Origin of the sequence: Sphingobium quisquiliarum P25 (assembly GCF_000445065.1) — a bacterium.
Lineage (GTDB): Bacteria > Pseudomonadota > Alphaproteobacteria > Sphingomonadales > Sphingomonadaceae > Sphingobium > Sphingobium quisquiliarum.
Genome location: NZ_ATHO01000069.1, coordinates 1 through 14542, shown reverse-complemented (window position 1 = coordinate 14542; position 14542 = coordinate 1). Strand labels below are relative to the sequence as shown.

Annotated in this window: 15 protein-coding genes; 12 read left to right on the top strand and 3 right to left on the bottom strand. The window is 63.3% G+C overall.

Annotated elements, in window-relative coordinates; translation table 11 throughout:
• The 7 genes from rpsE to L288_RS29820 all read left to right on the top strand — a co-directional run.
• Positions 1-681: 30S ribosomal protein S5 (gene rpsE, locus L288_RS29850; protein WP_021237853.1), on the top strand; the 681-nt coding region annotated here is incomplete at its 5' end.
• Positions 682-686: 5 nt separating this feature from the next.
• Complete coding sequence (gene rpmD / locus L288_RS29845) at positions 687-866, top strand: 50S ribosomal protein L30 (RefSeq protein WP_021237852.1); 180 nt, start codon at positions 687-689, stop codon at positions 864-866.
• Positions 867-1006: 140 nt separating this feature from the next.
• Positions 1007-1531: a 50S ribosomal protein L15 gene (gene rplO / locus L288_RS29840; RefSeq protein ID WP_021237851.1), complete on the top strand. Its 525-nt coding sequence runs from the start codon at positions 1007-1009 to the stop codon at positions 1529-1531.
• A gap of 324 nt (positions 1532-1855) precedes the next feature.
• Entirely contained in the window at positions 1856-3220 is a 1365-nt protein-coding gene (gene secY / locus L288_RS29835) for a preprotein translocase subunit SecY (RefSeq protein WP_021237850.1), read from the top strand.
• 42 nt (positions 3221-3262) lie between these two features.
• Positions 3263-3919 (top strand): adenylate kinase, encoded by a 657-nt coding sequence (locus L288_RS29830; protein WP_021237849.1) that lies wholly within the window; start codon positions 3263-3265, stop codon positions 3917-3919.
• Between the two features lie 36 nt (positions 3920-3955).
• The gene (locus L288_RS29825; protein WP_021237848.1) at positions 3956-4522 is read left to right on the top strand and encodes an SRPBCC family protein; all 567 of its coding nucleotides are present in this window, start codon (positions 3956-3958) and stop codon (positions 4520-4522) included.
• Positions 4523-4956: 434 nt separating this feature from the next.
• A complete protein-coding gene (locus L288_RS29820) occupies positions 4957-6000 on the top strand; it encodes an acyltransferase family protein (RefSeq protein ID WP_021237847.1) in 1044 nt (347 codons plus the stop codon).
• A 56-nt stretch (positions 6001-6056) separates the two neighbouring features.
• Here L288_RS29820 and L288_RS29815 read toward each other — a convergent pair whose 3' ends face one another.
• Positions 6057-6827 carry a CsgG/HfaB family protein gene (locus tag L288_RS29815; RefSeq protein WP_021237846.1) on the bottom strand — a complete coding sequence of 257 codons (771 nt, stop codon included), beginning with the start codon at positions 6825-6827 and terminating at the stop codon, positions 6057-6059.
• A 164-nt stretch (positions 6828-6991) separates the two neighbouring features.
• Between L288_RS29815 and lepA the strand changes: the two genes are divergently transcribed.
• The 4 genes from lepA to L288_RS29795 all read left to right on the top strand — a co-directional run bounded on the left by lepA (position 6992) and on the right by L288_RS29795 (position 10466).
• Positions 6992-8797 (top strand): translation elongation factor 4, encoded by a 1806-nt coding sequence (gene lepA / locus L288_RS29810; RefSeq protein WP_021237845.1) that lies wholly within the window; start codon positions 6992-6994, stop codon positions 8795-8797.
• Between the two features lie 170 nt (positions 8798-8967).
• Positions 8968-9174 carry a hypervirulence associated TUDOR domain-containing protein gene (locus L288_RS29805; protein WP_021237844.1) on the top strand — a complete coding sequence of 69 codons (207 nt, stop codon included), beginning with the start codon at positions 8968-8970 and terminating at the stop codon, positions 9172-9174.
• A gap of 51 nt (positions 9175-9225) precedes the next feature.
• Positions 9226-9615, top strand: coding sequence for a PH domain-containing protein (locus L288_RS29800; protein ID WP_021237843.1), 390 nt, complete (start codon positions 9226-9228; stop codon positions 9613-9615).
• A gap of 152 nt (positions 9616-9767) precedes the next feature.
• On the top strand, positions 9768-10466 hold the full coding sequence (locus tag L288_RS29795) for a hypothetical protein (protein ID WP_408020519.1): 699 nt from the start codon (positions 9768-9770) through the stop codon (positions 10464-10466).
• Positions 10467-10873: 407 nt separating this feature from the next.
• Here L288_RS29795 and L288_RS29790 read toward each other — a convergent pair whose 3' ends face one another.
• The gene (locus L288_RS29790) at positions 10874-11173 is read right to left on the bottom strand and encodes an I78 family peptidase inhibitor (protein WP_152522051.1); all 300 of its coding nucleotides are present in this window, start codon (positions 11171-11173) and stop codon (positions 10874-10876) included.
• Between the two features lie 11 nt (positions 11174-11184).
• On the bottom strand, positions 11185-12351 hold the full coding sequence (rnd, locus tag L288_RS29785; RefSeq protein WP_030538863.1) for a ribonuclease D: 1167 nt from the start codon (positions 12349-12351) through the stop codon (positions 11185-11187).
• Between the two features lie 127 nt (positions 12352-12478).
• Here rnd and aspS point away from each other — a divergent pair, with 127 nt between their 5' ends.
• On the top strand, positions 12479-14263 hold the full coding sequence (aspS, locus tag L288_RS29780; protein ID WP_021237839.1) for an aspartate--tRNA ligase: 1785 nt from the start codon (positions 12479-12481) through the stop codon (positions 14261-14263).
• Positions 14264-14542 lie beyond the last annotated feature (279 nt).

Sequence of the window (14542 nt, the reverse complement as noted above, 5' to 3'; positions counted from 1 at the left end):
CCCGCCGCTGTCGAAGGCGGCGAGCAGCAGAACGAGGGCCGTGGTCCCGGTCGTGGCCGTGGCCGTGGCGGCGATCGCAACCGTGGCGAGCGGGGCGGCCGTGGCCGTCGCGACGACCGTCGCGGCAACCGTGACGAGGAGCAGGGCGAGGAGCTGATCGAGAAGCTGGTGCACATCAACCGCGTCTCGAAGACCGTCAAGGGCGGCAAGCGCTTCGGCTTCGCGGCTCTGGTCGTCGTCGGCGATGGCAAGGGCCGTGCGGGCTTCGGCCATGGCAAGGCGCGCGAAGTGCCCGAAGCCATCAGCAAGGCGACCGCTTCGGCCAAGAAGGCGATGGTTCGCGTCCCGCTGAAGGAAGGCCGCACGCTGCACCATGACGGCCTTGGCCATTTCGGTGCGGGCAAGGTGACGGTCCGTTCGGCGCCTGCCGGTACGGGCATCATCGCCGGTGGTCCGATGCGCGCCGTGTTCGAAAGCCTCGGCGTCGCTGACGTCGTGACCAAGTCGAACGGCACGTCGAACCCCTACAACATGATCCGTGCGACCTTCGCGGCGCTGGGCGAGCAGACCAGCCCGAAGTCGGTGGCGCAGCGCCGTGGCAAGAAGGTCGCCGACCTTCTCCGCCGTGGCGGCGCCCCGGCCGAAGTCGCGCAGGCTGACGCCGAAGCGATTGCGGAGTAACTGACATGGCGAAGATCAAGATCAAGCAGATCGGTTCGCCGATCCGCCGCCCTGAAGCTCAGAAGAAGATTCTGATCGGCCTGGGCCTTGGCAAGATGCACCGCGTGGTGGAGCTGGAAGACACCGCGGAAGTCCGCGGCGCCATCAAGAAGCTGCCCCACATGGTGGAAGTGGTCGAAGGCTGAACCCTTCGTTCACAAGGAATGAGGCGGAAGAGGGGGCGACCCCTCTTTCGTTTTTTGTGAAAGGGCGCTAATGGCGCGCCCTCTTTGTTGTCCCGCGATCGCGCGGGGCTGCGCGAACATAGCGAAAGCGAGTGCACGACATGACCAAGCTTAACGAACTCAATGACAATGCCGGTGCCCGCAAGGGCCGGATGCGCGTCGGCCGTGGTATCGGCTCGGGCAAGGGCAAGACCGCGGGCCGGGGCCAGAAGGGTGCGAAGGCGCGTTCGGGCGTCAGCATCAACGGCTTCGAGGGCGGCCAGATGCCGCTCCACATGCGTCTGCCGAAGCGTGGCTTCAACAATATCTTCGCCAAGGATTACGCGATCGTGAACCTCGGCGCGGTGCAGAAGGCGATCGACGCGGGCAAGCTGGACGCCAACGCGACCATCGACCATGCGGCGCTCAAGGCCGCTGCCCTCGCCCGTGGCGGCAAGGACGGCGTGCGCCTGCTCGGCAAGGGCGAACTGACGGCGAAGGTCAACCTGCTGGTTGCCGGAGCGTCGAAGGGCGCGGTTGAAGCGGTTGAGAAGGCTGGCGGCAAGGTAGAGGTGATCGCTGTCGTCCCGGCTGCGGAAAAGGCTGCCGCCAAGAAGGGTACTGCCAAGGCCGCCAAGAAGGGTTGAGCCAAACACAGGCTTGCAAGCATGGCCCCGCTGCCCGATATGGGTGAGCGGGGCTATGTGTTTCCGGGGCTGGATAGGCGTAACGATCCTTCCCTTTCTTCGTTGGTGTCGAGCGCGGTCGAGACACGATGAAGGTGCCGAACCCGTTTTTCGACAGGCGCGAAACGAACGGGTGAGGGGCCAGCGGGAAGGACGGGCTGCTCGCGGACTTTGTCGCATCATCGGCAAATCCTGGTTCGACAGCGCCCCATGACCCCGCTAAGGGATTAGCGATTCAGGCTGGAGCGAAGACTTCGGCCAAGAGTGTTTTGAAGGGCAGCCAAGATGGCATCGAGAGCCGACCAGCTCGCATCCAATCTCAGCCTGGCGAAGTTCAGCCAGGCGACCGACCTCAAAAAGCGCCTGTGGTTCACACTGGGCGCGCTGATCGTGTTTCGTTTTCTGAGCTTCGTGCCGCTGCCGGGCGTCGATCCGACCGCGCTGTCGCAGCTTTACCAGCAGACGAATGGCGGCATCCTCGACATCTTCAACACCTTTTCGGGCGGTTCGCTCTCGCGCATGAGCCTGATCGCGCTCGGCGTGATGCCCTATATCACGGCGTCGATCGTGGTGCAGCTCGCCGCCAGCCTTTCGCCGCAGCTCGCCGCGATCAAGAAGGAAGGCGAGAGCGGGCGCAAGAAGCTCAACCAATATACCCGCTACGGCACGGTCGGCCTGACCGCCGTTCAGGGCTATTTCATCGCGGTCGGCCTGGAAAGCTTCGGCGCGCAGTCGGGCGTGCAGGCGGTGGTCGATCCGGGCATGCTGTTCCGGGTCGCGGCGGTTATCTCGCTGATCGGCGGCACCATGTTCCTGATGTGGCTGGGTGAGCAGATCACCTCGCGCGGGATTGGTAACGGCGTGTCGCTCATCATCATGGCGGGCATCGTCGCGCAACTGCCGGTGACGCTCAGCAACCTGTTCAAGTCCGGCAGCGAAGGGTCGATCTCCGGCCTGCTGATCATGCTGATCCTGGTTATGGCGGCTGGCCTGATCCTGCTGATCTGCTTCATGGAGCGGGCGCAGCGCCGGGTGCTGATCCAGTATCCCAAGCGCCAGACGCGCCAGGGGATCATGCAGGCGGATCGCAGCCATCTTCCGCTCAAGGTTAACACCGCTGGCGTCATTCCGCCCATCTTCGCCAGCTCGTTGCTGCTGATGCCGCTCACCATCTCGCAGTTTGCCGGTAATACGGTCGCGGGTGAAAGCCGCCTGGGCGATTTCGTGCTGACGCTGAACCAGTATCTGTCTCATGGCAGCCCGGTCTATATGGCGCTCTATGGCCTAGGCATCGTCTTCTTCTGCTTCTTCTACACGGCTGTCGTGTTCAACCCGGAAGAGACGGCGGACAATCTCAAGCGCAACGGCGGGTTCATTCCCGGCATCCGTCCGGGCAAGAACACCGAAAATTATCTCGATTATGTGCTGACCAGGATCACGGTGATTGGCGCGGCCTATCTGGCGCTGATCTGCCTGGTGCCGGAATTCGCGATCGCGCGGGCCGGTATTCCCTTCTATCTGGGCGGCACCAGCCTGTTGATCGTGGTCAATGTGACGGTGGATACCGTTACCCAGATTCAGAGCCATCTGCTGGCGCATCAATATGGCGACCTGATCAAGAAGGCAAAGTTGAAAGGCCGCCTGCGCTAAGCGCGCGGGCCAGCAAAGCGCACAACAGGGGAGAATGCGCGCATGAATATCATCCTGCTCGGCCCTCCGGGAGCTGGCAAGGGGACCCAGGCCAGCCGTCTGGTCGAGGATCGCGGCATGGTGCAGCTGTCGACGGGCGACATGCTGCGTGCAGCGGTGAAGGCGCAGACGCCGGTCGGGCTCAAGGCGAAGGCAGTGATGGAAGCCGGAGAGCTGGTGTCGGACGAGATCGTTTCGGGCATTATCGGCGAAGCGCTGGACGGCTTGCCTGCGGAAACCGGCGTCATCTTCGACGGCTATCCGCGCACGGAGGCGCAGGCCCACTCGCTCGATGCGATCCTTGCAGACCGGGGCCGTTCACTCGACCATGTGATCGAGCTTGAAGTGGACGAAGACGCGCTGGTGGAACGTATCACCGGCCGTTTCACCTGCGCCAGCTGTGGCGAGGGCTATCACGATACGTTCAAGACGCCGAAGGTTGCCGACACTTGCGACAGATGCGGCGCTCATGAATTCAAGCGGCGTCCCGACGACAATGAGGAAACGGTGCGCACGCGCATGGCGGAATATCGCGCCAAGACCGCGCCGATCCTGCCGATCTACGAAGCGCGGGGCATCGTGTCGCGCGTCGATGGGATGGCCGATATGGGCGAAGTGACGAAGGCGATCGCCGCGATCTTGGACGGCGGCAAGGGCTGAGCTAAACTCCCGCTGGCATCGTTCGGGGGGAGGCTCATGCGCTATCGTCTGGAGTATCTGGCCGCAGTCCTGTTGTTCGCGCCCATGCCCGCACAGGCAGAGGTCAGGTCGGCAAGCGACATAGGCTTCGCTGTCGAGAGCAGCGTCGATGTCGCTGCTGACGCCGCCCACATCTACGCCTTGCTGGGATCGCCGCAGCACTGGTGGAAAGGCGAGCATAGCTATTCGGGCAACGCGGCCAATCTCAGCCTGCAATTAAGGGCAGGCGGATGTTTTTGCGAGACATTGCCACAGGCGCATGGCGAGGCGGGCAGCGTCGAACATGCCCGCGTCATCTATGCATTGCCGGGCAAGCAGCTACGGCTGTCAGGCGCGCTGGGGCCGCTACAGGCCGAAGCCGTCACTGGTACGCTGAACTTCGACATCACGCCCAATGCACGTGGCGCGCGCGTGACCCTGACCTATGTGGCCGGAGGCTATCTGCGTGGCGGCGGAACTGCGATTGCGCCTGCGGTGGATAAAGTGCTTGGCGAACAGTTGGAGAGCCTCAAGCATGCTGCGGAAGCGGGCAAGAGGGTGCCCGGTTCTCCGCCTGCGAGATGAGGCTGGCGTTTGGCGGGTGATTCACGCGGAGCGCGGAGGCGCGGAGTGACGTTGCGAACTGGAGAATAGAGGTTCGCGCAGAGCCCGCAGAAGACGCAGAGGGTTCTACCTTTTGAGATGCCTTGAACGGGCTTGTTAGGTACGGCGAAAGCCGCTTGATAATGTCACTCCGCCGTCGGGCGGTGTTCAAGGGAGCTGGAGCAGAGCTATGAAGGATGCTCCGCGCCTTCGCGTGAACCCGAAGATCAAAAAACTGTTCGTTCCCTGCGATCTCCGTTTCTGCGCAAAAACATTCTTCGGAGCCACTCATTTACTTAGCTAACAATGCGATGGCGATACCTTGGGCACCACGACGCAGAAAAATGAGGGTTAACAACGGCCTCTTAACCACGATCTTAACGGATACGTTGCTCTTTTATTGCTAAAGCGCAACTGTGAGTGAAGCCATCCCCTCGCGTTCCCGTCTGACGGAACTCGATGCCTTGCGCGGCATAGGCGCGCTGTGCGTGCTGATATTCCATTATTCCACCCGTTTTCATGAGCTGTTTCCGCAGGCGGCGCATGTGCCGTTCAGCTTTCCGGGCGGCAACTACCGGGTGCTGCTGTTCTTCACCATTTCCGGCTTTGCAATCTTCTTCACGCTCGACCGGATCGGCAGCATCAGGGACTTTGCCGTCAACCGCTTCGCGCGGCTCTATCCGGCTTATCTTGCCGCCATGCTGCTGACCTTGTCGATCGAATATCTGGCGAGCGCGACGCAGCTTCTGATCGGCCCGGAGGCGATCCTCGCCAACTTCACCATGTTGCAGGGCTTTGCGTTCCTCCCCGAAGTCGACGGGGCCTATTGGACGCTGACGGTGGAGATTGCCTTCTATGCCTGCATGATCGCGCTGTGGAAGGGGATCGGCCTCAAGCGGCTGGAGCCGGTGCTTGCGCTGTGGCTCGCGGTCCGCTGGCTCTATGCGCTGTGGCCCGACATGCCCGAACGCATCGTGATGCTGCTGGTGCTGCGTTATGTGCCCTTCTTCGTTATCGGCATGCTGACATACCGGGTCTGGTCGGGACAGCGTAGCTGGAAGCAGCAATGTCCTTATGCCGCGCTCGCGCTGTTGTCGGTCGTGACCATGGAAAGCTGGGACGTGGCCGTGATGGCCTATATCCTGCTGGCGGGCTTTGCCGCGCTGATCGCCGGGCGGCTGCATGTCATCGCCGTGCGCCCGCTGATCTGGATGGGCGGGATCAGCTATTCCTTCTACCTGATCCACCAGCATGTCGGTTTCGTCGTGATGCTTAGGATGGCCGATGCCGGCTGGAGCCCCTGGGTTGCCTTCGTCGCGGCATTTCTGGTCGCGCTGATATTAGGCACTGCCATCAACCGCCTGGTCGAGCGCCCCGCAGGCGAGGCGATCCTCAACTGGTGGAAACGGCACCGGATCAAGCGGGACGCACGGGCGGCCATGGTCGCCAGCCAGGCATGAAAAGGGCGCTGCGGCAACGACCGGCAGCGCCCCTTCTTTCGTGAAAGCTGGCCGGCTTACTGCGCGACCGGCGCGGCGGCCGCAGCATTGGCGGGCAGGCCGCCCAGCTGCGTCACCAGCTTCGTATAGGCGTCCAGATAGGCGAGCACGATGACCTGCCCGATTTCGGTATTCTGATAGCCGCCAGCCCCTGCCGCAGCGAAACCGCCCCACCAGCCAGCACCGCCACCGCCGCCGAAGCTGAGGTCCGACTTGCGGGCATAGCCCTCGGTCAGCGCTTCTTCTTCGGTGGTGCGGGCGTTGACAACCGAGAGGGTGACATTCGCCTCACTCTTCTTGATCGAGATGCCGCCAGCCAGAGCGCCCAGCGTCCGGCCGCCCAACAGGCCGCCGATCATGCCGCCAAAGGCATTGCCGCCGCTATTCTTGTTCGAAGAGACGATGTCGGGCTGGAGGAAATAGTCCGCCGCCTTCACCTGGCCACGGCCAAGGTTCGACCCGGCCTGAAGCTCGCCCGAATCCGCCATGGCGCGTTCCATGTTGCGGCTGGCCATGGCGCGTCCGCGATTGACGAGGCCGAAGCAGCCCGATTGCTGGATGAAGACCTTCAGGATCGCTTCGGGGCTTCCCAGGTTCAATTCACGCCACCACTGATTGTCGGGCTCGACAATGGCGACGGTGCCCAGCCGCTTGGTGCAGCGGGGGATTTCGACGGTTTTCTTGGCTTGCTGCTGACGCGCGGAAGACCCCTTGTCAGCGGCGAGCGCCGGAGACGCCGTAGCGGCCAGAGCGGCTGCGGCAGCGATGAACGACGTGAACGTGCGCATGGATTTGCACCCCCTGAGGAAAGTTGCGATCTGTTATGTGTAGTTGGCCACCCGTTAGTGGGGCCAAGCTCTAGCACAACCGCATTACCGTTCAAGCAAGCCGTGAGCGGTGCATGCGCGAGTGCTGCTGACAGGCCCGCAAATGGCTGCTATCGGCGCGGGCCATGACCGACCTTTCGCACATCCGTAACTTCTCGATCATCGCGCATATCGACCATGGCAAGTCGACCCTGGCGGACCGGCTGATCCAGCGCACCGGGGGCCTGACCGACCGTGAGATGTCGGCGCAGGTGCTCGACAATATGGATATCGAGAAGGAGCGGGGGATCACCATCAAGGCGCAGACCGTGCGCCTGGATTATGTGGCGAAGAATGGCGAGACCTATGAGCTGAACCTGATGGACACGCCCGGCCATGTCGACTTCGCCTATGAGGTCAGCCGGTCGCTTGCCGCCTGCGAGGGCGCCCTGCTGGTCGTCGATGCGGCGCAGGGGGTGGAGGCGCAGACGCTGGCCAATGTCTATCAGTCGATCGAGCATGATCATGAGATCGTGCCCGTGCTCAACAAGATCGACCTGCCCGCCGCCGAACCGGAGAAGGTGCGCGCGGAAATCGAGGAGGTGATCGGCCTCGACGCGTCGGAAGCGGTGCTGGCGAGCGCCAAATCCGGCATCGGCATCGATGAGGTGCTGGAAGCGATCGTCGCCAAGATCCCGCCGCCCAAGGGCGACCGCGACGCCCCGCTGGAGGCGATGCTGGTCGATAGCTGGTATGATCCTTATCTGGGCGTCGTCATCCTGGTGCGCGTCGTCAACGGCGTCATCAAGAAGGGTCAGAACATCAAGTTCATGATCGGCGGCACCGAGCATCTGATCGACCGTGTCGGGTGCATGCGCCCGAAGATCGAGTCTCTGCCGGAGCTTGGCCCCGGCGAGATCGGCTTCATCACCGCGCAGATCAAGGATATCAGCCAGACCCGCGTCGGCGACACCATCACCACGGTGAAGAACCCGGCGAAGGAGCCGCTGCCGGGCTTCAAGGAAGTGCAGCCGGTGGTTTTCTGCGGCCTCTTCCCGGTGGACGCCAATGATTTCGAGAAGCTGCGCGACAGCATCTCCAAGCTGCGGCTGAACGATGCGAGCTTTTCATTCGAAATGGAAACCTCGGCCGCGCTCGGCTTCGGCTTCCGTTGCGGCTTCCTGGGGCTGCTGCATCTGGAGATCATTCAGGAGCGGCTGACGCGGGAATATGATCTTGACCTGATCACCACCGCGCCCTCGGTGGTCTATGAGATGCATATGAAGGACGGGGAGGTGAAGCATCTTCACAACCCGGCCGACATGCCCGACCCCAACCATATCGAGATGATCGAGGAACCGTGGATCGAGGCGATCATCTACTGCCCCGATGAATATCTGGGCTCGATCCTGAAACTTTGCCAGGACCGGCGCGGCATCCAGAAGAACCTGACCTATGTCGGCGGCCGCGCGCAGGTCACTTATGAACTGCCGCTCAACGAAGTGGTGTTCGACTTTTACGACCGCCTGAAGTCGATCAGCCGGGGCTATGCCAGCTTCGACTATCATCAGATCGGCACGCGCGAGGGCGATCTGGTCAAGATGAGCATCCTCGTCAACAATGAGCCGGTCGACGCGCTGTCGATGATCGTCCACCGCAGCGCCGCCGAAGCGCGCGGGCGGCATATGTGCGAGCGCTTGAAGGACCTGATTCCCCGCCACCTCTTCAAGATCCCGATCCAAGCGGCGATCGGCGGCAAGGTGATCGCGCGCGAGACGATCGCGGCGATGCGCAAGGATGTGACCGCGAAATGCTATGGCGGCGACATCACCCGCAAGAAGAAGCTGCTGGAAAAGCAGAAAGAGGGCAAGAAGCGGATGCGCGAATATGGGTCGGTCCAGATTCCGCAGGAGGCGTTTATCGCGGCCTTGCGGATGGGGGATGAGAGTTAAGCCCCTCCGCTACCCCTACTCCGTTCGGACTGAGCCGAGGCGAAAGGCATGAGGCTTCGCCTCGCTCGGCATAGCCCTTCGACTTCGCTCAGGGTGACGGAGTTCTGGGCCCGTGTGCGCGCAACCTCTCTCCTCCTGCCGGGTTCTTGCGCTGGTCAGGAGATCGCGCGATGAAGCAGGAACCCGAGCCCGGCGACAAGGTCAGCTGGAAAAGCCATGGCGGAGAGGCGCATGGCAAGGTGGTGAAGAAGCAGACCAGCCCAACCCGGATCAAGGGGCACAAGGTCGCGGCTTCAAAGGACAATCCGCAGTTCATCGTCGAAACCGGCGAGGGCAAGCGCGCCGCGCACAAGAAGGAAGCATTAGCCAAGGATTGACGCGGGCGGCCCATCCATGATGATGTCCGGCGGCCTTTCTGGACGGGACGAATGATGAGCGACGCCTGGTTGTATGACGAACATCCCGCAATGTTCCGCGCGCATCCGTTCCTGTTCCTGCTGCTGCTGATATCCGTGGCCGGGCTGCTGGCGATCGGCGTCTGGTGGCTGCGGGTGAAAGGTGAGCGGCTGGCGCTGTCCGACCGCGAGGTGCTGATGGAGCGGGGGCTGCTGTCGAAGCAGCGGACGGAGATCGCCCTGTCCAGCATCCGCAGCGTGCGCATCACCCAAAGCTTTGGCCAGCGCATTTTCGATGTCGGCAATGTCGAGCTTTTCAGCGCCGGGGACATGGCCGAAATCGCCATCAAATCCATGCCGCGCCCGGGGCGCATCCGCAACATCGCCGCGTCGCGCAATGTGGACCTGCTGCCGCAGCGCTGATCAATTCGCAGCGCCCCCTTGACCTTGGGCCGATTTATTTCGACCATAGGCAAGTGAAGGGCCCTTCAAGAGCCTGCATCCCGGGAAAGGACGCCACTGGGTGACGCCGCTTCGCAATGACGCGCGCGGCAGTTGCAAGGGGTTTGCCTTTCATGGCGTTGCCGGTGATGCTTTCGCTGCCCGATCTGACCGAACAGGAGCGGGAGGAGGTCAGGCAGGCCTGCGGGTTCGCCTGCGTCCGCTGCGGCGTCACCATCTACCGCTATCTGCGCCTGCCTGACGCGGCGCAGGCGACTTTGCTCTGCCCCACCTGTCACGGACTGGTGGAAGAGGGGCGGCTGACGGCCGCGCAGGTGCACGGTTTCCATACCAATCCGGTCGTCCGCCAGCGCCATTTCGCGCGGGATCGCCTGCCTTTTTCGCCCGAACTGCCGATGCTGATCATCGGGGGCACGCGGCTGTTGCGCGATACGCCGATCCCGCTGGTGCTGGACGGAGAGCCGATCATGATGTTCGCCCCGCCGCGCCGCAGCCGGGGAGCGACGCGGATCAGCCTGCGCATGGGCGCGCCCGACGGATCGCCCGTGCAGGTGATCAACGGCAATGAATGGCTGCCCACGGACGGGAGCTGGCATTTCCTGCTGCGCGGCGACCGGTACAGCATCATGGCGGCGCGCGGGGAGGGGCTGGCGGTCCTGCGCATCGTCGCGCGCAACCGGATCGCGGTGGAGCATCTGCGCACCACCATCCGCGGACGGCGGCTGGAGGTCACGCCCGACTGGCTGGAAATTGACGGGAAGCGCTATGTCGACCGGATCGGCAGCGGGGCGCTGGTGGGGTTGGAATGTTGAGCGCCCGCGATAGGATCTGGGTGACATAAGTGACACGACAAAGGCGCGGAAAAGCGCCGTTTTCGCGTACCGGGTCCAACAGATTATGTTAAATTTTCAAAGAGCGAGTTGAGCCTAGCGCGGAACCGGGCCTGTAGGACAGAGGAAAATTCAGGCGGAATTTGCGCGCGCCTGTTGCGGCCGGTGGGTCGCGGCTGGGAGGCAGGCTTTTGGGAAGCCTCCTGCGCCGCAGGCGTGGGGAGGGGCGTCAGGCGCGCGGGGAAGGTTGCGCTATTTCCCCTCCACCGGCCTGTGGCTGGTCCTCTTCCCCATCCTTGATGGGGAGGATTGGGTGGGTAGCCGCAGGACAAAGCGCGGCGCATGCGCGCGTGGATGCATCCTTGATGGGAGATGGGGAGATTGGCTGGTCAGCCGCAGCGGGCGGAGGTGATCAGCATCTGGTCGTCATAGCTGACGGTCAGGCGGTCGGCGCGGAAGTCCATGGTCATGGCCATGCCCGGCGCGCCCCAGCGCAGGGTGCGCGCGCCCGAAGCCTGTAGCAACTGCGCGCCGATGCCGGCGCTCGCCTTCTGGCCGGTGAAGCGGTCCAGCCCTTCGTTCCTGCACGGCCCTTCGGCGGCGGCGGGCGGTGTCGCGGGGCCTTCGCCGCCAGCGCCGGTGCAGGCCGCCACCAGCGGGAGAAGAACAAAGGCTGCTGCCCGGATCATCATCATCGCTCCTATTCGGTCCGCGTCATTTTCAGGCGGCCGCCCTTCACCGTGAAGGCCAGGCGTCCTTCCACCAGATCAACGGCGTCGCGGCCGAATTGTTCATAGCGCCAGCCTTGCAGGATCGGCAGATCCTCGCGCACGCCAGCGGCCAGCGCGTCGATATCGTCGCTCCGCGCGATCAGGCGGGCGGCGACGTTGATGTCGCGCGAGCGGATCTTGAGCAGCAGCTTCAGAAGGTCCGCCACCAGCGCGCCGTCCTTGCCCAGGCCAGGCCGCTTGGGGTCGCGTTCGGGCATCTCGTCCTTGTCGAGAGGCTTGTGGCTGCCCAGCGCCGCCATCAGCCGCGCGCCGATATCGTTGGTCTTCCACGTGGCGGACAGGCCGCGCACCTTGCCAAGATCATCCTGGGTGCGGGGCGGGTGGCTGGCGATGTCGGCCAGCGTTTCATCCTTGACGATGCGGCCGCGCGGCAGATTCTTGTCCTGCGCCTCGATCTCGCGCCAGGCGGCGAGGGCCTTGAGCCGTCCCAGCACATCGGCCTTGCGGCTGGCGATGCGGACGCGCTTCCACGCTTCCTCAGGCTCGTTCACGTAATTTGCGGGATCGCTGATGCGCTCCATCTCCTGATCCAGCCAGTCGCCCCGGCCGGTGCGCTTCAATTCCTCCAGCATCTTGGGGAAAATCTGGATAAGATAGGTGACGTCGCCGATCGCATAGTCGATCTGCCGCTTGTCGAGCGGACGGCGGCCCCAGTCGGTGAAGCGCGCGCCCTTGTCGAGCTGCACGCCCAGCCATGCGTCGACGAGGTTGCCGTAGCCGATCTGCTCGCCAAGGCCGAGCGCCATGGCCGCGATCTGCGTGTCGAACAGCGGATGGGGCGTCTTTCCGGTCAGGTTATAGATGATCTCAAGATCCTGCCCGCCCGCGTGAAAGACCTTAAGCACATCCTCATTGTCCACCAGCAGGTCGAGCAGAGGGGAAAGGTCCAGGCCGGGCGCCTTCGGGTCAATGGCGGCCGCTTCATTGCCGTCCGCCACCTGGACGAGGCAGAGGTCGGGCCAATAGCTGTTTTCACGCATGAACTCGGTATCGACCGCGATATAGGGCGATTTGGCGATCCGGGCACAAAATTGGGCGAGTGTCTTGCTGTCGGTGATCAGCGGATGGATTTGCATATGGTCTTCGATCTTATTATGGCCTGGCCCGTCGCTCACGGGCTCGTCAATGCTTGACAAGACCGCCCATAGCGGGGCGGCGGCACTTTGTCATTTCCGTAAAACGAAGCTGAAAGATACAAACGCCATGCACGCCTATCGCACTCATACTTGCGGCGCCCTGACTTCGGCCGAAGCCGGCAATGAGGTGCGCGTGTCCGGCTGGGTGCATCGCAAGCGCGATCATGGCGACCTGGTCTTCATCGACCTGCGCGATCATTATGGCATGGTGCAGATCGTCACGGAGGTGGATGGTCCCGTCTTCAAGGTAATCGAATCGCTGCGCGCCGAAAGCGTGGTGACGGTAACCGGCAAGGTCGTGGCGCGTGCGGCGGAGGCGGTGAACCCCAACCTGCCCACCGGCGAGATCGAGATCCGCGCGCTGGACGCGACGCTGCTGTCCGCCGCCGCCGACCTGCCGTTGCCGGTGGCGGGGGAGCAGGAATATCCCGAAGATATTCGCCTGCGCTACCGCTTCCTGGACCTGCGGCGCGAAACGCTGCACGGCAATATCGTCAAGCGCACCAAGATCATCTCCGACATGCGCCGCCGCATGGAAGGGGCGGGCTTCACCGAATATTCGACGCCGATCCTGACGGCGAGCAGCCCGGAAGGCGCGCGCGACTTTCTGGTGCCCAGCCGCATTCATGCCGGGAAATTCTACGCCCTGCCGCAGGCGCCGCAGCAATATAAGCAGCTTCTGATGGTCGCTGGCTTCGACCGCTATTTCCAGATCGCGCCCTGCTTCCGCGACGAGGACCCGCGCGCCGACCGGCTGCCGGGCGAATTCTACCAGCTTGACCTGGAAATGAGCTTCGTCACGCAGGAGGACGTCTGGAACACGATGGAGCCGGTGATCGCCCAGGTGTTCGAACAGTTTGCCGACGGCAAGCCGGTGACCCCGGCGGGCAGCTTTCCGCGCATCCCCTATGATGAAGCGATCCTGAAATATGGGTCGGACAAGCCCGACCTGCGCAACCCCATCCTGATCAAGGACGTGACGGAGCATTTCCACGGCTCCGGCTTCGGCATCTTCGCGTCGCTGGTGGAGAGCGGCAGCGTGATCCGCGCGATCCCCGCGCCCGGTGCTGGCGCAGGCAGCCGGAAATTCTTCGACGACATGAACAATTGGGCGCGGTCCGAAGGCTATTCGGGCCTTGGCTATATCAACATCAAGGATGGCGTGCCCGGCGGCCCCATTGCCAAGAATCATGGCGAGGAACGGACCGCGAAGCTGATCGAGGCGCTGGGCCTTGGCCCCAATGACGGCGTGTTCTTCGCGGCGGGCAAGGAAAGCCAGGCGGCCAAGCTGGCGGGGCTGGCGCGCATCCGCGTGGGCGAGCAGCTCGACCTGATCGACAAGGATCGTTTCGAACTGTGCTGGATCGTCGATTTCCCCTTCTACGAATATGATGAGGAAACAAAGTCGGTCGACTTCGCGCACAACCCCTTCTCCATGCCGCAGGGCGGGATGGAGGCGCTGGAGCATCAGGACCCGCTGACGATCAAGGCGTTCCAATATGACATGGTCTGCAACGGCTATGAAATCGCGTCGGGATCGATCCGCAACCAGTCGCCGGACCTGATGGTCAAGGCGTTCGAGAAGGTGGGCCTCAGCCAGCAGGATGTGGAGGAGCGTTTCGGCGGCCTCTACCGCGCCTTCCAATATGGCGCGCCGCCCCATGGCGGCATGGCCGCTGGCGTGGACCGCATCGTCATGCTGCTGTGCGGCGCGCAGAACCTGCGCGAGGTGACGCTGTTCCCGATGAACCAGCGCGCCGAGGACCTGCTGATGGGCGCGCCCTCGCCCGCCGAGTTCAAGCAGTTGCGCGAACTGCACATCCGGGTGGTGGAGCCGCAGGCGAAGGGCTGATACGCCGGGCGTCGCGCCGCGATTTTTCGCGCAGAGGCGCAGAGGGCGCAGACGGGAAGGCTCTGCGTTTTCTGCGGGGCTGTGCGCTTTTTTGTTCACGCGGAGGCGCGGAGACGCGGAGTGATTTTTTCTCCGCGCCTTCGCGTCTCTGTGTGAAACATTCTTCTTTGCGGCCGCATCATTGGGGTTGAGTGCTGGCGCGCGTTGCGCTGAGGATTTTTCGCGCAGAGGACGCAGACGGGAAGGCTCTGCGTTTTCTGCGGGGCTATGCGCTTTTTT